At 64.3% G+C, this 19,213-nt stretch carries 20 protein-coding genes; 9 read left to right on the top strand and 11 right to left on the bottom strand.

Annotated features, from left to right (window positions below; genetic code table 11):
- Window positions 1-2 precede the first annotated feature (2 nt).
- From mtgA to KZO25_RS06640, 3 genes are all read right to left on the bottom strand, one after another.
- Window positions 3-716: a monofunctional biosynthetic peptidoglycan transglycosylase gene (gene mtgA / locus KZO25_RS06650; protein ID WP_066449613.1), complete on the bottom strand. Its 714-nt coding sequence runs from the start codon at window positions 714-716 to the stop codon at window positions 3-5.
- Between the two features lie 24 nt (window positions 717-740).
- On the bottom strand, window positions 741-1,595 hold the full coding sequence (fghA, locus tag KZO25_RS06645; protein WP_066449615.1) for an S-formylglutathione hydrolase: 855 nt from the start codon (window positions 1,593-1,595) through the stop codon (window positions 741-743).
- Window positions 1,596-1,714: 119 nt separating this feature from the next.
- Complete coding sequence (locus KZO25_RS06640; RefSeq protein ID WP_223136344.1) at window positions 1,715-2,824, bottom strand: S-(hydroxymethyl)glutathione dehydrogenase/class III alcohol dehydrogenase; 1,110 nt, start codon at window positions 2,822-2,824, stop codon at window positions 1,715-1,717.
- A 122-nt stretch (window positions 2,825-2,946) separates the two neighbouring features.
- On the opposite strand from KZO25_RS06640, the gene KZO25_RS06635 reads away from it, so the two are divergent.
- The 3 genes from KZO25_RS06635 (at window position 2,947) to KZO25_RS06625 (ending at window position 4,813) form a co-directional block, all read left to right on the top strand.
- Entirely contained in the window at window positions 2,947-3,849 is a 903-nt protein-coding gene (locus tag KZO25_RS06635; protein ID WP_223136343.1) for a LysR family transcriptional regulator, read from the top strand.
- Between the two features lie 224 nt (window positions 3,850-4,073).
- On the top strand, window positions 4,074-4,394 hold the full coding sequence (locus tag KZO25_RS06630) for a hypothetical protein (protein WP_223136342.1): 321 nt from the start codon (window positions 4,074-4,076) through the stop codon (window positions 4,392-4,394).
- Window positions 4,394-4,813 carry a c-type cytochrome gene (locus KZO25_RS06625; RefSeq protein ID WP_223136341.1) on the top strand — a complete coding sequence of 140 codons (420 nt, stop codon included), beginning with the start codon at window positions 4,394-4,396 and terminating at the stop codon, window positions 4,811-4,813. Before KZO25_RS06630 ends, KZO25_RS06625 begins: the two co-directional genes overlap by 1 nt.
- 30 nt (window positions 4,814-4,843) lie before the next feature.
- On the opposite strand, the gene KZO25_RS06620 is transcribed toward KZO25_RS06625, so the two are convergent.
- The 8 genes from KZO25_RS06620 to KZO25_RS06585 all read right to left on the bottom strand — a co-directional run bounded on the left by KZO25_RS06620 (window position 4,844) and on the right by KZO25_RS06585 (window position 12,688).
- Window positions 4,844-5,644 carry an ABC transporter permease gene (locus KZO25_RS06620; RefSeq protein ID WP_410505375.1) on the bottom strand — a complete coding sequence of 267 codons (801 nt, stop codon included), beginning with the start codon at window positions 5,642-5,644 and terminating at the stop codon, window positions 4,844-4,846.
- Entirely contained in the window at window positions 5,635-6,408 is a 774-nt protein-coding gene (locus KZO25_RS06615; protein ID WP_223136340.1) for an ABC transporter ATP-binding protein, read from the bottom strand. The genes KZO25_RS06620 and KZO25_RS06615 overlap by 10 nt, the downstream gene beginning before the upstream one ends.
- The gene (locus KZO25_RS06610; protein ID WP_223136339.1) at window positions 6,405-7,397 is read right to left on the bottom strand and encodes a PQQ-dependent catabolism-associated beta-propeller protein; all 993 of its coding nucleotides are present in this window, start codon (window positions 7,395-7,397) and stop codon (window positions 6,405-6,407) included. Before KZO25_RS06610 ends, KZO25_RS06615 begins: the two co-directional genes overlap by 4 nt.
- Window positions 7,385-8,596, bottom strand: a complete 1,212-nt coding sequence (locus KZO25_RS06605) for an ABC transporter substrate-binding protein (protein WP_223136338.1) — start codon at window positions 8,594-8,596, stop codon at window positions 7,385-7,387. The genes KZO25_RS06610 and KZO25_RS06605 overlap by 13 nt, the downstream gene beginning before the upstream one ends.
- 65 nt (window positions 8,597-8,661) lie before the next feature.
- Window positions 8,662-9,315, bottom strand: a complete 654-nt coding sequence (locus KZO25_RS06600; protein ID WP_223136337.1) for a hypothetical protein — start codon at window positions 9,313-9,315, stop codon at window positions 8,662-8,664.
- Window positions 9,312-10,145, bottom strand: coding sequence for a quinoprotein dehydrogenase-associated putative ABC transporter substrate-binding protein (locus KZO25_RS06595; protein WP_223136336.1), 834 nt, complete (start codon window positions 10,143-10,145; stop codon window positions 9,312-9,314). Before KZO25_RS06595 ends, KZO25_RS06600 begins: the two co-directional genes overlap by 4 nt.
- A gap of 34 nt (window positions 10,146-10,179) precedes the next feature.
- Window positions 10,180-10,743 carry a c-type cytochrome gene (locus KZO25_RS06590; RefSeq protein WP_223136335.1) on the bottom strand — a complete coding sequence of 188 codons (564 nt, stop codon included), beginning with the start codon at window positions 10,741-10,743 and terminating at the stop codon, window positions 10,180-10,182.
- A gap of 121 nt (window positions 10,744-10,864) precedes the next feature.
- On the bottom strand, window positions 10,865-12,688 hold the full coding sequence (locus KZO25_RS06585; RefSeq protein ID WP_223136334.1) for a methanol/ethanol family PQQ-dependent dehydrogenase: 1,824 nt from the start codon (window positions 12,686-12,688) through the stop codon (window positions 10,865-10,867).
- Between the two features lie 359 nt (window positions 12,689-13,047).
- Between KZO25_RS06585 and pqqA the strand changes: the two genes are divergently transcribed.
- From pqqA to KZO25_RS06555, 6 genes are all read left to right on the top strand, one after another.
- Window positions 13,048-13,119 carry a pyrroloquinoline quinone precursor peptide PqqA gene (gene pqqA / locus KZO25_RS06580; RefSeq protein WP_140162547.1) on the top strand — a complete coding sequence of 24 codons (72 nt, stop codon included), beginning with the start codon at window positions 13,048-13,050 and terminating at the stop codon, window positions 13,117-13,119.
- A 128-nt stretch (window positions 13,120-13,247) separates the two neighbouring features.
- Window positions 13,248-14,177, top strand: coding sequence for a pyrroloquinoline quinone biosynthesis protein PqqB (pqqB, locus tag KZO25_RS06575; protein ID WP_223136333.1), 930 nt, complete (start codon window positions 13,248-13,250; stop codon window positions 14,175-14,177).
- A gap of 67 nt (window positions 14,178-14,244) precedes the next feature.
- Window positions 14,245-15,036, top strand: coding sequence for a pyrroloquinoline-quinone synthase PqqC (gene pqqC / locus KZO25_RS06570; RefSeq protein ID WP_223136332.1), 792 nt, complete (start codon window positions 14,245-14,247; stop codon window positions 15,034-15,036).
- On the top strand, window positions 15,033-15,341 hold the full coding sequence (pqqD, locus tag KZO25_RS06565) for a pyrroloquinoline quinone biosynthesis peptide chaperone PqqD (protein WP_262488869.1): 309 nt from the start codon (window positions 15,033-15,035) through the stop codon (window positions 15,339-15,341). The genes pqqC and pqqD overlap by 4 nt, the downstream gene beginning before the upstream one ends.
- Complete coding sequence (gene pqqE / locus KZO25_RS06560; protein ID WP_223136331.1) at window positions 15,334-16,497, top strand: pyrroloquinoline quinone biosynthesis protein PqqE; 1,164 nt, start codon at window positions 15,334-15,336, stop codon at window positions 16,495-16,497. Before pqqD ends, pqqE begins: the two co-directional genes overlap by 8 nt.
- Entirely contained in the window at window positions 16,494-19,073 is a 2,580-nt protein-coding gene (locus KZO25_RS06555) for an insulinase family protein (RefSeq protein ID WP_223136330.1), read from the top strand. The genes pqqE and KZO25_RS06555 overlap by 4 nt, the downstream gene beginning before the upstream one ends.
- The last annotated feature ends 140 nt before the right edge of the window (window positions 19,074-19,213 follow it).

The following is a 19,213-nucleotide window of genomic DNA, read 5'->3' as shown; positions in this document are numbered from 1 at the left end:
ACTCAGTCGGCGGCCAGTCGTTGCAGGTAACTCGGACCGCCGAGGTTGCGCATCTGCTGGCGTATCCACTGACTGCGGCGCTCCGTCTGAGGCCCCGGTCGCGCGGCGTCCCAAGCCCGGGGATTGGGCAGTATGGCGGCAAGCCGGCTCGCCTGCACTTCATTGAGTTGGCTGGCCGATACGCCGAAATAGTGCTGTGAGGCTGCCTCAAGGCCGAACACGCCATTGTCCCACTCGGCAATATTGAGATAGACCTCGAGGATTCGCTCCTTGGGCCAAAGCGTTTCGATCAGCAGGGTAAACCAGGCCTCGAGCCCCTTGCGGGTCCAGCTGCGCCCCGTCCAGAGGAACAGGTTCTTGGCAGTCTGCTGGCTGATGGTGCTGGCTCCGCGCAGACGCGCGCCGGAGCGGCTCGCCTCCCAGGCACGTCGCATCTCGGCGACATCGAAACCCCGGTGATCGGGAAAGCGTTGATCCTCGGCGGCAATCACCGCCAGCTTGGCGTGGTCGGAGAGTTCCTCCCACGGGCGCCACTGATGCCTGATGGTCAGCGATTCACCGGAGAGCCAGGCTTCGGCCTTGCGCTCCAGCATCACCATCGAACCGTAGGCCGGCACATAGCGCATCATCAGCACCAGCACGAGCGACAACACGACAAAGGCGGCCCCGACCAGGGCCGCCCAGCGCAGTACACGAAAGAGAAGGGCGCGAATCATGCCACGCCTGACAGCGTTCGTTGATCAGCGTTTGAATAGATACTCGGCATGATAGCGCAGGTGGTCCTCGATGAAGCTGGCGATGAAATAATAGCTGTGATCATACCCCGGCTGACGCCGCAGCGTCAGTGGGTGATCGTGTGTATTGCACACCGCCTCGAGTCGCTCGGGCTTGAGCTGCTCCACAAGAAAATCGTCCTCCTCGCCCTGGTCGATGAACAGGGGCTGACTGGACGCCCCCTTGGCCACCAGCTCGCAGGCATCATACTGGGTCCAGCTGCCGGGGTCGTCGCCCAGGTACTCGTGGAAGGCCTTGCGCCCCCAGGGGCACTGGCTGGGATTGACGATCGGCGCAAACGCCGAGACCGAGCAGTAGTGACCGGGCCTGCGCAGCGCCATGATCAAGGCGCCGTGGCCGCCCATGGAGTGACCACTGATGGCTTCACGACCGTTGACCGGAAAGTGTTGTCGAACCACCGAGGGTAGCTCCTCGGTGACGTAGTCATACATCCGGTAATGCTTCTTCCAGGGCTCCCGGGAGGCATTGACGTAGAATCCGGCACCGGAGCCAAGGTCGTAGCTATCATGCTCGCCCGGCAGGTCGGTTCCGCGGGGGCTGGTGTCCGGGCAGACGATGGCGATTCCCAGCTCTGCTGCCAAACGCTGAGCCCCAGCCTTCTGCATGAAATTCTCGTCGGTACAGGTCAGCCCCGACAACCACCAGAACAGCGGCACCCGCTCGGTCTCGGCCTGGGGTGGCAGGTAAATGGCGAATACCATCTCGCAGTCCAGCGCCCGCGAGCGGTGCCGATAGCGCTTGTGCCAGCCGCCGAAGCTCTTGTTGGCGGATACCAGCTCAATCTGTTCGGTCATGGTCATCGTTCGGTCTCCTTACCCCACTTCTCAATAGACAGCGCCTGGAACGGCATAACAGTCGGGCGCGAATCTCTCATGCGTCTTCTGGGATATCGTAACAGCCTCGCGCCTCCGGGCGTCTATCAAAAGCGAAGCACCGTACGGATGCTCTTGCCCGCATGCAGCAGATCGAAGGCCTCGTTGATCTGCTCGAACGGCAAGTCGTGGGTGATGAACTCGTCGATCTTGATCTCGCCGTCCATGTAGCGCTGCACGTAGCCCGGCAGTTCGCTGCGCCCCTTCACCCCACCGAAGGCCGAACCGCGCCATACCCGTCCCGTCACCAGTTGGAACGGCCGCGTCGAGATCTCCTCGCCGGCCCCGGCCACGCCGATGATCACCGACTCGCCCCAGCCCTTGTGACAGCACTCCAGCGCCTGGCGCATCACGTTGACGTTGCCGATGCACTCGAAGGAGTAGTCGACTCCGCCGTCGGTCAGGTCGACGATCACCTGCTGGATGGGGTCCGAGTGTTCCTTGGGGTTGACGAAGTCGGTGGCGCCGAACTGGCGCGCCAGCTCGAACTTGTCCGGGTTGACGTCGATGGCGATGATGCGGCTGGCCTTGGCCATCTGCGCCCCCTGGATCACCGCCAGGCCGATGGCACCGAGGCCGAACACGGCAACGGTGGAGCCCGGCTCCACCTTGGCGGTGTTGAGCACCGCGCCGATGCCGGTAGTCACGCCGCAGCCGAGCAGGCAGATCTTGTCCAGCGGCGCCTCCTGGGACACCTTGGCCAGCGACACCTCGGGCAGAACGGTGTACTCGCTGAAGGTGGAGCAGCCCATGTAGTGGTGCAGCATCTTGCCATCCAGCGAGAAGCGCGAGGTGCCGTCGGGCATCAGCCCCTGGCCCTGGGTGGCGCGCACCGCTTGGCACAGGTTGGTCTTGCCGGAAAGGCAGAACTTGCACTTGCCGCACTCGGCGGTATAGAGGGGAATGACATGGTCGCCGGGCTTGAGGCTGGTGACGCCGGGGCCGACTTCCTCGACGACCCCGGCACCCTCATGGCCCAGCACCGAGGGGAAGAGGCCTTCGGGGTCGGCGCCGGAGAGGGTGAAGGCGTCGGTATGGCAGACGCTGGTGGCAGCGATACGCACCAGTACCTCGCCGGCCTTGGGCCCCTCGACGTCGATCTCGACCAGCTCCAGCGGCTTGCCGGCGGCTGTGGCGATGGCAGCGCGTGATTTCATTAGATGACCTCTTTCGTTAGCGGTAAGTCCATCAATTAGTCTAGGCAGCAAGGCATCTTGGGATAAAGTGCATCAAACTCAGAACATTATTGTTGATGAACAACAATCCCTGGAGGTCCCCAATGCAACGCTGGGATAGAATCGAAGCCTTCATCGAGGTGGTTCGGCTGGGAACCTTTGCCGCCGCAGCCCAGCATCTCAAGGTCTCCAACTCTCACGTCAGTCGCCTCGTCAGCCAACTGGAGAGTCAACTGGGTACCACCCTGCTCTATCGCACCACTCGCCAGATTCGCCTTACCGACGCAGGTTCTCTCTATTATGAGCATTGTCGTCACTTGTTCGACGGCTTCCGCGAGGCTGAGGCGGCCATCAACGACCTGGAAGCACTTCCCCGGGGCGTGCTCAAGCTGACCTCAGCGACCACCTTCGGCGAACGCTTCATCGCACCGCTGGTCAACGATTTCCTGAAACTTCACCCCCAGCTTCATGTACGCATGCACTTTACGAATCGCCAAGTCGATATCATCGATGAAGGCTATGACATTGCCATTCGCATGGGCACGCTCAAGGACTCGACCTTGATCGCCAGGCGACTCTGCGAACGGCACGAATATGTAGTCGGTTCGCCGGATTACTTCACCCGCATTCCCCAGCCCCATACCCTGTCGGAGCTCGCCAGCCACAGCTGTCTGGTCGGCTCACGCGATCATTGGCGCTTCGATGTCGATGGTGTGCGTCGAGAGGTGCGTGTCGAAGGCGCCTGGGAAGCCAATTCGGGGCCAGCCCTGCTCGATGCTGCCCTGAAGGGGCTGGGGCTAGCCCAACTGCCCGATTACTACGTCGACTCCTACCTGGCCAGCGGCGAACTGATCTCGGTACTGGAGCCCTACCAGCACGACGATACGGCGGTCTGGGCCGTCTATCCACGTCATCGTCACCGTTCCCCCAAGGTACGACTGTTCATCGACTATCTCGTCGCGCATATCGAAGAGCAGCTGCCGGTACGCCGATCTCGCTCTCATTGAACATCGTCCTCGGGGGCTGCCATTGCAGGGCTGACATTTACGGCACAAGCGCCCCATCGAGTTGGCAAAAAGGGGAAAAGTGCCATAGCTTTAGGTAGTCAGCTTCTAGTGGCCGACCTCCCCTTTCGCGGCTTTCCCGTTCGAGGTCTTTGAGCTTGAGGTCATATTTGAGGTCATCGATGAATAACAACACTGTCCCCCGTCGCCCTATGTTGGCTGCCACCATGGCGACACTCGCTCTGACACTGCTCGTTGCCGTCGATGTCCTGGCCAACGATTACCCCACCGAGGCGCGTGTCGACTATGTGCTGGGCTGCATGGCCGCCAACGGCAACAGCTACCTGACCATGCAGAAATGCTCATGCAGCATCGACGTGATCGCCGAGCATCTGCCCTACGAAACCTACGAGCAGGTCGACACGGTCATGAGCATGCAAGACCAGCGTGGCGAACTCGGCGTGCTGTTCCGCACCGAGCGCGGCATGCAGGATCAGGTGCAGGCACTCAACCAGGCTCAGGCCGACGCCAACCTGCGCTGCTTCTGATGCACAGGCCCCGTGCTCGAAGCGGCCGTCTCGGTCTGGCCCTCGCTACGCTGCTGCTCGCCCCGCTTGCGGCCAACGCCACCGAACACGCCGAGGGCGAGCGGCTGTTCCGCGCTCAGTGTGTCGGTTGTCACAGCATCGAACCCGGCCGCCACCTGGCCGGTCCCAGCCTGCACGACCTGATCGGGCGCCCGGCGGGCAGCATCGAGGAGTTCGACTACTCGCCGGCGCTCGAGCAGGCCGATCTGGTTTGGAACCGCGACACCCTCGACGCCTTCCTTGCCGGGCCCGAGGCCCTCCTGCCCGGCAATCGCATGGTGCTGTGGGAGCTCGACGAACGCACCCGCCGGCGCATCATCGACTACCTGGAGTACCGCAGCCTGGAAAGCCAGAACCAGGAGAGCCAGGACACTCCCTGACTCGACGCGACAGGCCGCGTGGCGTGGGCTTCAGCCGCCCTTGCGCGCCATCATGCCGCGGGACGGGTTATACCCCACAATCGCCAGCACCAGCAGCACCACCGCCACCGCCACGCTGATCAGCACCGCATCGGCGTTGAAGCGCTCGTACATGGCGAAGCGGATCATCTCCACGGCGTGGGTGAAGGGGTTGAGCGCAGCGATCTGATAGACCAGATAGCTGCCCTCGCGGATGCGCCACAGCGGATAGAGCGCCGAGGAGAGAAAGAACATCGGGAAGATGACGAAGTTCATCACCCCGGCGAAGTTCTCCAACTGGCGGATGAATGACGAGAGCAGCAGCCCCAGCGCGCCGACCATGAAACCGGTCACCAGCAGCGCCGGCAGCAGGTAGAGATAGCCCATCGCCGGGGCCTGGATGCCGTAGACCCAGGCGATGGCCAGAAAGACATAGACCTGCACCACCGACACCAGGGTGCTGGCCAGCAGCTTGCACACCAGCAGATACCAGCGCGGAAAGGGGCTGACCAGCAGCACCCGCATGCTGCCCATCTCGCGGTCGTAGACCATGGAGAGCGAGCTCTGCATGCCGTTGAACAGCTGGATCATGCCCACCAGCCCGGGGACGATGTACACCTCGTAGAGGATGTAGGTCTGGTAGGGCTCGGTCATGGCCACACCCAGCGCCATGCGAAAGCCGGCGGCGAACACGAACAGCCATACCAGCGGCCGCACCAGCGCGGCGAGAAAGCGGCTGCGCTGGTGCAGAAAGCGCAGCAGCTCGCGGCCCACCACGCCGCGCAGACAGTGCAGCCAGGGCATCACTCGCATGCGGTCTCCTCATCCCCGACGAGGCGGTCGAAGGCCTCACCCAGCGTCTCGACACCGAGGCGGGCGGTCAGCGTCTCGCTGTGCTCGTCGGCCAGCAGCCGCCCGTGGTGCAGTACCGCGACCCGGTCGCCGGGGCGTACCTCGTCGATCAGGTGGGTGGCCCACAGCACCGCCACGCCGGCCTCGGCGCACAGCCGGTGAGCGTGGGTGACGAGATCGCGTCGTGAGGCGATGTCGAGCCCCACGGTGGGCTCGTCGAGCAGCAGCAAGCGCGGTTCGTGCATCAACCCCCGGGCGATCTCCACCCGCCGCCGCTGGCCGCCGGAGAGGCTGCGCACGCGGGTGCGCCGCTGGTCGGCCAGTCCCACCCGCTGGAGCTGAGTCAGCGCGCGTGCCTTCGCCGCGCGTGGCGACATGCCATGCAGGGCACCGTGGTAGGCCAGGTTCTGCATCACGCTGAGGTCGAGATCCAGGGTCGGCTGCTGAAACACCGCGCCGATGCGGGCGTGGGCCTGCACCGCCTGGCGGCGCACGTCGAAGCCGCCGATGCGAATCTCGCCCCGGCGGCGGTCGTGCAGCCGGGTGATCAGCGAGAACAGCGTGGTCTTGCCGGCGCCGTTGGGTCCGAGCAGCACGACGAACTCCCCGGCCTTGATGGCCAGGGAGACGTCGTCGAGCGCCGGCCTGCCAGTGTAGGTGAAGCTCAGCTCGAGGATTTCCAGGGCGAGGGCCTCCGCCCCGGCCGCGTCGTTGGCCTCACTCACGGTTCGACGATCACACCCCAGGGGAAGCGCCCCACCGGGATCGAACGCACCGCCCGCAGGCTATCCACCTCGATCATGGTGACGTCGCCGCTGACCCCGTTGGTGGTGTAGAGCCGGCTCTCGTCACCGTTGAGCGCCAGATGCCACACCCGCTGCCCGACCAGGATGTAGTCGAGTACCTCGTAGGTCTGCTGGTCGACCACCGCCACCCGGTTGGAGGGCCCCAGGGCGACGAAGCCATAGCGACCGTCGGAGGTCAGCGCCACCCCCACCGCCTGCACGGTTTCCCGGGGCACGCCCGGCACGTCGAAGCGGATCACGTGCTCGATGTCGAAAGTCTCCTGCATGTCGAGAATCGACACGGTGCCGGCGATCTCCGCCGAGACCCAGGCTTCACGACCGTCGTGAGTGAACTCGGCGTGGCGAGGCCGGGCACCTACCAAGCGGTGATGGACCGTTTCCATGGTCTCGGTATCGATGATGTGCGCCATGTTGGATGTCTCGGTAGTGGAGACCAGCCAGCGGCCGTCAGGGCTGATGCCCAGCCCTTCCGGCTCGACCCCCACCGGGATCTCGGTGACCAGCGTACGCCGCTCGTAGTCGAGCACCGAGACGATGTTGTCGTCCTCGTTGGAAACGTAGATGTAGGGCCGGTTGGGGTCGACGCGGATCACCTCCGGATCGTCGCCCGACGCCTGGCTGCGGACCACCTGCAGCGTCTCCAGATCGATCATGTCGATGGCCTCGTCGTCGCCCACCGCCACGAACAGCTCGCTGCCGTCGCTGCTGAAGGCCATCGACCGTGGCCGCCGCCCGACGCTGATGGTTTCCACCACCTCGAGGCTCGCCCCGTCGATGACCGAGATGGTGTTGTCCTTCTCGTTGGAGACGAAGATACGCTCCGCCTGCGCGCTCAATGGCAGCAGCGCCAGTGCCCCCAGCGCCAGCCCGAGCAGCCCGGGTGAGTAGATGCGGTTCAGAAGCGACATTGTGATTCCCCCTCGTCGGCGCCGAGTGCATCGAGCGGCGTGCGTGGATGCAGATAGCCCTCCTGCGGCGACACCGATGCCACCATGCGCGGCCCGGTGATCAGGATGGGTTGGCGCAGCTGATGGTTCCAGGTGCGATAGCTGACCGGGAAGCCCAGGTAGCCGGCGAGTTCGAACTCGTCGCTGAGCATGTAGTCGAGGACCGTCTCGCGCTCCACGGAGCCGGTACGTGCCGCCGCCTCGCCCAGCGAGCGCAGCGCCAGCCAGGCGCCGAAGTCCCGCGGCGTCATCCAGCGGTCGGCAAGCTTTTCGAAGCGCCGCTGCAGCTGCACCGCGCCCCACGACTCGTGAGCCCGATGCCAGGGCGTGGCCATCAACCCCTGGGTGCCGACCACCGGGCGCGGGGCCCAGGTCTGGAAGGGAAAGTACTCGCCGAAATAGTCGGTTTCGTCGGCGATCACCAGTACGTCGTGTTCGGGCAGATCCTGCATGAAAACGGGAATCTCGCGCTGAATGGCGTGAAAGCCCCCCTCGGCGCGACGCGCCATGGGATCGTGGGGCCACATTCTGTCTCCCACGATGCGATGCCCGTAGCGCTCGGCCGAGGCGCGCAGCACGTCGGCCAGGATGCGATCCTCGTCGGTATTGCCGTAGACCAGCGCCCAGCGGTCCCACTGCTTGAAGCCGAGGAACTGAGCCAGCGCATCGGCCAGCATGCGCCGGCTCGGCGTGGAGTGGTAGAGCTCCGGATGGCACGCCTCGCCGCGCAGCTCGTCGTCCGGCGCCCAGGCGTTGAACACCACCCGGTCACCGCGGGCGGGATGCGCCATCAGCTCATTGAGCGCCGCGGCGGGCAGTCCGCTGACGATCCATTCGGCGCCCTGCTCGACCAGGCTCTCGAGCGCTTCGCCTACGTCGCCCCCCTGGGCCACCACCGCCTCGTGCAAGACGAACTCCTGCCCCAGAAACTGCGCCGTGGCGTTGTTGTCGTTGAGACCCAGTCGAGCGCCCTGAAGCCCTTCGTCATCGAGTACCGGGTCGAGTACCGAGAGCGGCTCCTGATCGTCGGGACGCTCCATGCCCAGATACCCCACGACGATGGTTGCCGGCGTCTCGGCCAACACCAGGGGCGACCAGCCCAGGCCAGCGGCGATGCCCCCCATCGCCAGCCAGCGAAGGCACCGGGGTAAGGTTCTCATGAATGCTCCTCAGGCAGTCACGCTGCCACTGTTGTTATCATCTTGCTGACAATGTTTCATCGTGCTCAGGGCAGGCGCTCCATGATCACCCGCGTCATACGGCTGAGCTTTTCCTCCAGCAGGTAGGGTTGTTCGCACATGGCCGGCAGCGCCTGCTGCCGCATCTGGAAGGTGCGCTGCTCCCAGAACAGGCCTTCTGCAAGGCGTTCGATTTCCGCCTCGTCTGTACCCTCCCCGCTGCGTTTCTTCTCCAGCTCGTCGACCATGCCGGAAATGACATCGAGACGGGCCACCTGGGCGCGGGAGGCGCGCCGTATGCTGTCGATGGTGCGCCGCCGCTCGCGGTTGGTGAGTTCGAAGAGGCCGGAGAACAGCAGCGTGAGACGCTCTTCGGCCTCGTCCTCGTCCACCGCGGCGACGAAGTCGCGAACTCGATCCAGAGCTTCGCCTTCGGGGGTTGCCCGCGCAGTGGCGAAACGCACCACACGGCCGATTTCCTCATCGTCCCACCACTGCCGTTCCAGCTCGTCCAGCGGAGGGCCGGCCCAGATGGTACCCCAGGCCATGTCGGGGATAAGCCGCTGGACACAGGGCCAGTCGGGGGGTCCTGCTGCCGCCCGCTGTGCCTGGACATGGGCCACACTGCCCAATGCCATGACCGCGCCAAAGCCCAGAACCAGGAGAGTAGAGCAAAACGGCATCGCGGCCAGGCGCCTCATGAGGTCCCCTCATTGTCCGGCACGATCAACTGGCCACGGCGATCGAGCAGCGGCACCCGATATTCTCTCAGAATGGCGTGGATCTCCTCCTGATGACGGTCGATGAAGTCGTTGATCCAATCCTTCCAGTGAGGCTCGCCGCGGCGGATGCCCATGGTGATGCGATAATCCAGTCGAGCACCCGAAGTATCGTCGACCAGGGGCAGGACACGCAGTGGCGGATTCTGGAGAGAGGCGTAGTGGCCGGCCAACGGACCCCACAGCACGGCCCCGTCGGTGTTGCCGGCGGCCACATCCTCGACGGCATCACGCACTGGTGCACGGACCCGGGTATCCACCATCAGCGGATATCCCACCACTACGGCCCCGGTACCACGCAGTGCCACCATCGGTGGGGTTTCAGCCACCACACCGATACGCAGGCCCTGCAGCGAGGGGTCCTCCAGGCTGGTCGCTTCAATCCCTGACGCTGCCGGCACCACCAGGGTATAGACGGAACGGTAATATTCGTTGGTGTTCTGCACGAATTCGTAGCCGGCAACGGCGCCGATGATCACATCGCAGACGCGCAATTCAAGGGTATTGCGCACGAAGCCCATGACCTGAGGCGCCCAGACATAGGCGAGTGGCACGCCCATGTCCTCGGCCATCAGCTCGGCGATACGGTTCTCGAAACCATCCCCGGCTTCGTTACTGAACGGCATATTGTTGCCGTCCATGCATACCCTCAAAGCCTCGCGGTCCTGACGTTCCGGCAGATCCGCCACTGCGGACCCGACACCCAAGGCCAGCGAAACCGATAGCAACAGGAATCCAATGGCGCTTCTCATTTGCCCTCCCTCTCAAGCGTGATGGGCCACTGGGTCACTCCTTGACCTCGTCACTGTTCTTCTCTTCGCCGGTATCCATCTCGGGCTTTTCCTGCTTTGGGTCTCCTGGCTCGTCGTCCAGGTTCTCCTGCTCAACCTCCTCCGGCTCGTCCTCCTCCAGCATCGATTCAATGATCTGCGGCCGACCGCGCCCCAACCCTCCCTCACCACGCGCACGCAGGTAGCTGAAAAGGTTGGGAATATTCCCCATCACATAGGGGTCATCGGCAAAGGAAGGCATTACCTGGCCCGGCTGAACCTCACGTCCAGAAGCAATGGTACCGGCGAAGTTCTCCCAGCCGCGGCGCTCTACGGCACGAACGAGGTTGGGGGCGAAGGAGGAGCCCAGGCCATCGGGACCGTGACAGGCCATACAGGCTCGAGTGTAGACGAGATAACCTTCGTAGGTGTCGGGGTCCACATTGCCATCTTCGACGACGAAGGCACCCATTCCCTCACCCTCGACGCGATGCTCATCGGCCAGGGCAGGTTGGGACAGCCCAAGCACCAGGGCGGCGAATATGGAAAAAGTAAAACGGGTACGTACCAATAGCGGCATGCAGCGTTTCCTTCTGGGTGCCACAGGAGTTCCTCGCCTTGGCGCACGGCTCGCTCCTGCAGTGAGCTGGTATAGGGCACGGGTGTGAAACCCGTGCCCACCTTTTATACTGATGAAGGACTCAGTCCGGCAGAGCAAAGACCGTCAGCACACCGCCGAGCTTGGTGTAGTCACCCAGCGCGGAGAATACGCCCACTGCACCCAGACCCTCTTCGGGGTCCTCGAGACCTGCCGCCAGGCCGATACCCGCCCAGCCCCCGACCCCTGAGAGCACGGCCACGTACTGCTTGCCCTCATGCTGGAAGGTATTGACGTTGCCGATGATTCCCGAGGGGGTCTTGAAGCGCCACAGCTCTTCACCATTCTCGATATCGACCGCCTTCACGTGGCCCTCCAGCGTGCCGTAGAAGGCCAGGTCACCAGCTGTTGCCAGCGCTCCACTCCATACGGCGAAGCGCTCGTCGACTTCCCATACGGTTTCGCCGGCAACCGGATCCCAGGCGATGAAGCTGCCCATGCGACCTTCCATGCCACCGTTTTCGGAAGGGGCGGGCATCATGGTCAGGGTGGCGCCCACGTAGGGTTGGCCGGCTACATATTCGGTTTCATAGGGTTCGTAGTTCATGCAGATCCGGTTGATGCCCGCATAAATCAGACCAGTACGCGGCGAATAGGCACTCGGCTGCATGTTCTTCGCGCCCATGGCGGTGGGGCAGATGTCAGTGGTATTGACGTCCACCCCCTGGCGGAAGGTGCTGTACTCCTCGTTGACGTTGGGTCGCCCGGTTTCCATGTCGTAGCTATCGGCCCAGTTGGTTTCGGGGGCAAATTTTTCCGCAACCAGTAACTCGCCATTTTCACGATCCAGCAACATCCCGAAGCCGGTGCGATCGATGATCGCCAGCCCCTTGCGCTGTTCGCCCTCGAATTCGACGTCGATCAGTTGATTCTCGTTGACGCCATCGTAGTCCCACTCGTCGAAGGGCACCTTCTGGTAGACCCACTTGACCTCACCATTGTTGGGATCACGAGCGAACACTGTGATGGCCCACTTGTTGTCCGCCGGCTCACCATCCACGGCGCGCTGCTCAGGGTTCCAGGTACCGGGGTTGCCGGTGCCGTAGTAGATCAGGTCGAGATCGGGGTCGTAGGTGACCCAGCCCCAGGGTGCACCGCCACCGCGCTCCCACTCGCCCTCGGGCCAGGTGGAGACGCCCAAATCGGCTTCCCCGACAGGCTCGCCCATCATTAGGGTGGTCTCGGGGTCGATCAGCACCTCGTCATCCGGCCCCGTTGAGTAGCCGCGCCACACCTGCTCGCCGGTCTCAACGTTGTAGGCGGTCATGTGACCGCGGATACCGTATTCGCCACCACTGATACCTACGATCACCTTGTCATGTACCACCAGCGGCGACATGGTATTGGATTCACCAATGGTGTGGTCACCGTTGCTCACATCCCACAGCAGATCGCCGCTCTCGGCGTCCAAGGCGATCAGCGTATTGTCGGCCTGGCCGAGGAACAGGCGCCCATCGGCATAGGCCAGCCCGCGGTTGACGGTATCGCAGCACATGACCGGGATTACCCGTGAGTCCTGATCCGGCTCGTAGCTCCAGACCACGCGTCCTTCGTCTTCCAGATCTAGCGCGAATACCTTGTTTGGGAAGGGAGTGTGGATATAGAGGCGCCCGTCGCCGACATAGAGTGGGCCACCTTCGTGCCCGCGCAGCACGCCGGTGGAGAACTGCCAGACCGAGCGCAGTTCATTGACATTGTCACGGTTGATTTGATCCAGTTCACTGAATCGGTTGCCTTGATAGTTACCCAGCTGAGTGGCCCAATATTCCGGATTCTGCTGGAGTTCGAGCTGATTTTCGTTGGCGTAAGCCATCGAAGCGGCCATCAACCCGGTGGCCGTCATTGCATAACCGATCTCCCGAAGCATGGCGTTATCTCCGTCATCCTGAAAAGTGTGCCTGGGGAAACAGCACATCTCGTTGTGGTTGTTTTGACGCTTGTCTCGTTTCAGTCATTGACACTAAAAAGGTCTAGCACAACTTCCAGTAACGCCGACCAGTTCCGTTGTGAATTACACGCTGCCCACAGTCAAAAGACTATTTCCTTCAGGCAACAATCGGCTGTCACCCCTGCTGTAGCCTGGTTTCTTCAACCGAAACGGGAAATCGCAGGCGTCCATGACGGGGTTTTTCAAGGAGGCTAGACCTTGGTCGAAAGGTAGAACGCCCAACAGCTGCTTAACTAGTAATGTACGTCTGACACCCACCAATCCATGGAGAATCGTTTATGTGGACCAAGCCAACTTATACCGACCTGCGTCTGGGCTTCGAGGTCACGCTGTATATCTCCAACCGCTGAACTCCCTATTGTTGAATTCCCCATTGATGCAGGACCTGTCTGGCTGATGCTCCCCGGTGGGGCATCGGCCTTTTGTTGTAGCGCCATGGTTGTTGCACGATGATTGTCGCGCGATGCAGGAGATCGAGATGCATGTACTGATACTGGGCGCCGCAGCAGGCGGAGGCTTCCCCCAATGGAACTGCAACTGTCGGCTGTGCCGTGGCGTTCGAGATGGCAGTGTCGAGGCCACGCCGCGCACTCAGTCGTCGATCGCTCTCAGCAGCGATGGCGAACGCTGGCTGCTGTGCAACGCCTCGCCGGATATTCGTGCCCAGCTCTCCAACAACCCCGAGCTGCACCCGAGGAAGGTCCCTCGCGACTCCGGCATCACCGGCGTCCTGCTGGTGGACGGACAGATCGATCATGCCACCGGCCTGCTGTCGCTGCGCGAAGGCTGTCCCTTCGATGTCTGGTGCACGCCCAACGTGCATCAGGACCTGAGCGAAGGCTTCCCCCTGTTCCGCATGCTGGAACACTGGCAGGGAGGACTGAACTGGCGGCCCATCGGCATCGATGACGACCGCCTGGAAGCTGAGTTCGAAGTGCCCGACTGCCCTGGGCTGACCTTCACGGCCGTGGCCCTGACCAGTAACGCCCCGCCCTACTCGCCGCGCCGCGGCGCGCCGACCCCGGGCGACAATATCGGCCTGCTGATAACGGACCGACGCCGCGGCACGCAGCTCTTCTACGCGCCAGGACTCGGTGAGCTGGACGACCGGGTGCGTGGTTTTCTCGGGCGTGCCGACTGCGTGCTGGTCGACGGCACCCTGTGGCAGGATGATGAGCTCATTCGCGCCGAGGTCGGCCAGGCAACCGGCCGTGACATGGGCCACCTGGCGCTGGATGGGAAGCAGGGGCTGTTGTCCGAGCTGTCCACCCTGCCGCAAACCACCCGCCGGGTGCTGATCCATATCAACAATACCAACCCCATTCTCGACGAGCGTTCGCCCGAGCGAGCCTCGCTGGACGAGGCCGGAATCGAGGTCGCCTTCGACGGTATGCGTCTGGAGATATGAACCCGCAAGAACGACGGACGTCACAAGATAACGGTCAAGAACGTATTCGACACAAGGACGCAACGCCATGACATCGATCGCTTCGCCCTTCACCGATTCGGCGGCCGAGACCGATGCTCCCGCCCTGTCGTCGGAGGCTTTCCGCGAGGCCCTGCTGGAAAAGGGCGCCTACTATCATATTCACCACCCCTATCAGGTCGACATGGCCGCAGGACGCGCCACGCCGGAGCAGATTCGCGGCTGGGTAGCCAACCGGTTCTATTATCAGGTCAACATCCCTCAGAAAGATGCCGCCCTGCTGGCCAATTGCCCCGATGCCGCCACCCGGCGTCGCTGGATACAGCGCCTGCTCGACCATGATGGATATGACGCAGATGGCGGTGGCATCGAGGCCTGGCTGACGCTGGGCGAAGCAGTGGGCCTGAGCCGGGACGAACTCTGGTCCCAGGAGCACGTGCTGCCAGGCGTACGCTTCGCCGTGGATGCCTACGTCAACTTCGTGCGCCGGGCCGACTGGCGCGAGGCGGCGATCTCCTCGCTGACGGAGCTGTTCGCCCCGGAAGCCCACCGCAGCCGCCTGGCCACCTGGCCGGCCCACTACCCCTGGATCGACGAGGCGGGCTACGGCTATTTCCGCAAGCGGCTGACGGAGGCACGGCGGGACGTGGAGCATGGCCTGGAGGTGGCGCTGGCGGTCTGCACCACCCGGCAGACACAGGAACGCGCCCTGGAGATACTGCAATTCAAGCTTGACGTGCTGTGGTCGATGCTCGATGCCATGAGCATGGCCTACCAGCTAGGAAGGCCGCCCTACCATAGTGTTACCGACAAACGCGTCTATCACCGGGGGCTGACATGACCATGACCACCACTACCGCTGACACCGGCATGAAAGGAAGCTCCGTTTATCGCCTGCGTCCCGGCTGGCGCCTGCAGTGGGAGGAAGCCCAGGGTCGCCATGTGCTGCTCTATCCCGAGGGCATGGTGCAGCTCAACGACAGCGCCGGTGCCATACTCGCCACGCTGGACGGCCAGCGCGACGTGGATACCGTGGTGGCAACCCTGCAGGCGACATTTCCCGATGCCCCCGCCACGGAGGTCGAGCAGGACGTGCATGAGTTCCTGCTCGATGCAGCTCGACAAGGCTGGATCCACCATGACTGACCATACCGACACCGCTGCCGCGAACCAGCCGCTGAACGGTCACACCGGGGCTCCGCTGTGGCTACTCGCCGAGCTGACCTATCGCTGCCCGCTGCAGTGCGCCTACTGCTCCAACCCGCTGGACTTCGCCAACGCCAAGGAAGAACTCACCACCGATGAATGGGTCGATGTACTGACCCAGGCCCGGGCCATGGGTTCGGTGCAGATGGGGTTCTCCGGCGGTGAGCCACTGGTGCGACAGGATCTCGAGATACTGGTGGCCGAGGCCCGTCGACTCGGCTTCTACACCAACCTGATCACCTCTGCACTGGGGCTCGACGAAGCACGCATCCTGGCCCTGCGCGAGGCCGGTCTCGATCATATCCAGATCAGCCTGCAGGCCTCCGACCCCGATGTCGCCGCTGCGGTGGCCGGGTCGCGCAAGGCCCATGAGAAGAAGCTGGCCATGGCCCGGGCGGTCAAGGCTGCCGGCTACCCGATGGTGCTCAACGTGGTGCTCCACCGCCACAATATCGACCAGCTCGACGACATCATTGCCCTGTGCGACGACCTGGGGGCCGATGCCGTGGAGCTCGCCAACTGCCAGCTTTACGGCTGGGCGCACCTCAACCGTGCGGGGCTGCTGCCAAGCCTCGCCCAGCTTGAGGCCGCCGAGGCCACCACCCAACGCTGGCGAGAGAAACTGGCGAATCAGGGCCGCGACATGCGCCTGCTGTTCGTGGTACCCGACTATTACGCCGAACGCCCCAAGGCCTGCATGGGGGGGTGGGGGTCGATCTTCATGACCGTGGCGCCGGACGGCGCGGTGCTGCCCTGCCACAGCGCCCGCATGCTGCCGATGCGCTTTCCTACGGTCCGCGAGCGGCCGCTGAAGGAGATCTGGTACGACAGCGAACCGTTCAATCGCTACCGCGGCGATGGCTGGATGAAGGAGCCCTGCCGCAGCTGCGACGAGCGTCACCGGGACGTGGGCGGCTGCCGCTGCCAGGCCTACCTGCTCACCGGGGACCCGGCGGCCACCGATCCGGTCTGCGACCTCTCGCCGGATCATCACCTGGTCGAAGCGGCACGTCGTGAAGCGGCCGACGACAGCCGCACACTGGAGGAGCTGACGCTGCGCAACGTCCATGAGTCGCGGATCTTCTGCCGGGCATGAGCGCATCGACGTCCACCGAGACAATCGATGCGGCACGGCGCGAGGGGTTGCCATCGGGTAGCCGACTGCAGAGCGTGCGCCTGGCCAACGGCCTGCACGTGCTGGCAGCGGAAGTACCCGACGCCCGACGACTACGGCTTGTCGGCGCTGTGGGCGCCGGCTACCTGGACGAGCCAATGGCCTATCGTGGCCTGGCCCACCTGCTCGAACATGCGCTCTTTCTCGGGTCTGGCGGCTTTCCCGGCGTAAGCGAGCTCAGCCGGTGGGTCGGCCACCTGGGCGGTCGCTATAACGCCTCTACCGGCGAGGCCACCACCGACATTCACCTGCACCTGCCACCGGAGGCCGCCGAAGAAGGGCTTGCCCGCCTGGTCGACCTCCTGGGTCGTCCCCTGCTGCTGCCCGAACGTATCGCCCACGAAGTCGGCGTGCTCGATGCCGAATACCGCGCCCGGCTGGCCGACCCTGCACTGCATCGCCTGGCCGCCCTGGGGCGGCTCTGTCGACCCGGGCATCCGGCCCGGGCCTGCCATGCCGGCAACCGCGACACGCTGGGACAGGATCCCGAGCGACTGGTGAGTCACTTGCAGGACTTCCACCGGCGGCACTACCGTCCCGCACGCATGGCCCTGGTAATGCTCGGCCCCCTGCCGCTCGAGGCCCAGCTTGAACTGCTGACGCACCATGGCCATGAGCTGGGTGCATCCGCCGCCTCGCCAAGCCCCGGTGCGAGCGAGGCCCAGGTCAGTCGCTGGGGTGAGCCGGGTGGCATCGCCTGGTGCCCGCCGGAAACCATCGTCGGCTCCCCCGCCGCGACCCTGGAGCTGTTCTGGCCGCTGCCCGGCAACCTGGCCAGGGCGCATGCCGAGTGGCTCGACGCCCTGGTGGCACGACTGGCCGATGGCGCCTTGGCCGCCACCCTGCGATCGGCGTTCGGTCTCGAAACACTCGATGTTTCGCTATCGACACCGGGAACCGGGCACGCCCTCGGCATTCGACTCGGCTTCTCTGAGTTGCAGCCTCGCCACGGCGATAGCCCCCCTCTCTCGACCCTGCTTGCCACCTGCCATGTGAGCCTGGAGCGTGCACTGCAACAGCCCATGCCACCCCCTCCCCGGGCCACGGGCGATCTCGACGCCTGGCCCAGGCGCCAGGCACAGCGAGTTGTCTCGCAAGCAAGGCACCACGAGGCGGTTGATGCCATGGCCTCCCGCACCGCCCTCGCCGCCTGGTTGACGCCCGGACAGTGCCGATGGCTCTGGCACTGCCCGTCGCAGGAAAGCCTTTCGGACCCTGCCTGGGAAATCCTCGAGGAGACGGGCACGCACTATCGGATGCTGTCTTCGCCAGATACTACCCAGGTATCCGCCCTACCCCCGTCCCCCGCGCCCCGGATCGCGTTCGAGCCCCCGCCTGAGGCTGGCTCGGATACCGACGTGGCGGGACGTTTGCACCATGACAAGCGTCTCGCTCTCTGGTGGGGCCCGCTGCCATGGCCGGACAGTGAGGAGCCCGAAGCAAGCTGGTGCCTGGGCTGGCCCACGGAGTCCACAGGGCACCGGGCCCGACTCGCCCAATGGCAACGCCACTGCCTGCCACTGCGCCAGGCCGCCGAGGCGCATGGCCTGACCCTGCTGACCGGCAGCGACCTTCGGGGAGACTGGCTGCTGGCTTCGGGCGAACCCGGCCGGCTCCCCTCCCTCGTGGAGCAGGCCGCGAAGTACTGGCTGGCGGCCCGGCGAGACGCCCCACCGGGAGCGGTCCAGCCAGCGGAGGGGCTGATCGCCCAGCGTCTGCTGTGCGAACTGGAATCATGCCCCGCCCCCCGCATTCCCCGCCCTGCGCCTCGCACCGGTATCGCCGAACCTGTGCCTACCCTGCTGTGCTGGGCCGGGGGGAGCCTCGATGCCGAAACGGCAAGACAGCACGCCCACCGTTTCGCCGACCTGCTGCCGAATACGCCACCACCGCACGCCACCCCGCCCGAGACAGGCGAATGGAAAACCGTCTGGCTCACGCCCCAGGGCGCGGACCAGGCAGCGATGCTGGAAGTCGCCGGCCATGACGACACCCCACGCAGCCGTTTCCTGCTGCAGTTGATGGCGCAGTGCCATGACGCCGCCTTCCAGCATGCGATGAGACAGCGTCACGGATTCGGCTATGTGGCCGCGGTACGCTACCGCGAGGCCGCCGGCGGGCCGCGGCTCGGCTACGTGGTGCAGTCTCCCCACGCTTCGGTGGAAACCGTTCGCCTGGCCATTGAGGACTTCCTCCAGGAACAGGGGGTATCGCTCGCTTGCCTGGAAACCACCGAGTTCCGTCAGCGGCTCGTCCGTCTGGCCGCCAGTCAGAGAAGGCCCGAAAGCCGCCTTGAAGGCATCCAGCGTACCTGGCACGCGCTTCGCCAGCGGGCGGCGGAAGGCATTGATTCGGGAAACGCTTTCTGGCGACCGCCACCCTGGGAGGAGGAACAGTCGGTGCTGGCTTCGCTCGCAGCCAGCGATCTCGCCGCCCTCGCCGACGCGCTGGTCCTGGCCGGCCTCCCGCGCCGCTGGTGGCTTCACTCCCCCCGGTAGGGTCCCCCGGCCCCTGCCATGCAATGTTGCCGGTGTGCAACGCACTTATGCCTCTGCAACACAATCATGTCACCGGGGCTCACCTAGACTGTCATCAGCACCGTCTGACCCTGCCCATACGCTCGGCATGCAATGACAAC

This window comes from Halomonas sp. ANAO-440, assembly GCF_019915905.1.
GTDB classification, from domain to species: Bacteria; Pseudomonadota; Gammaproteobacteria; order Pseudomonadales; family Halomonadaceae; genus Halomonas; species Halomonas chromatireducens.
This window is presented reverse-complemented; position numbering and strand designations above follow the sequence as displayed.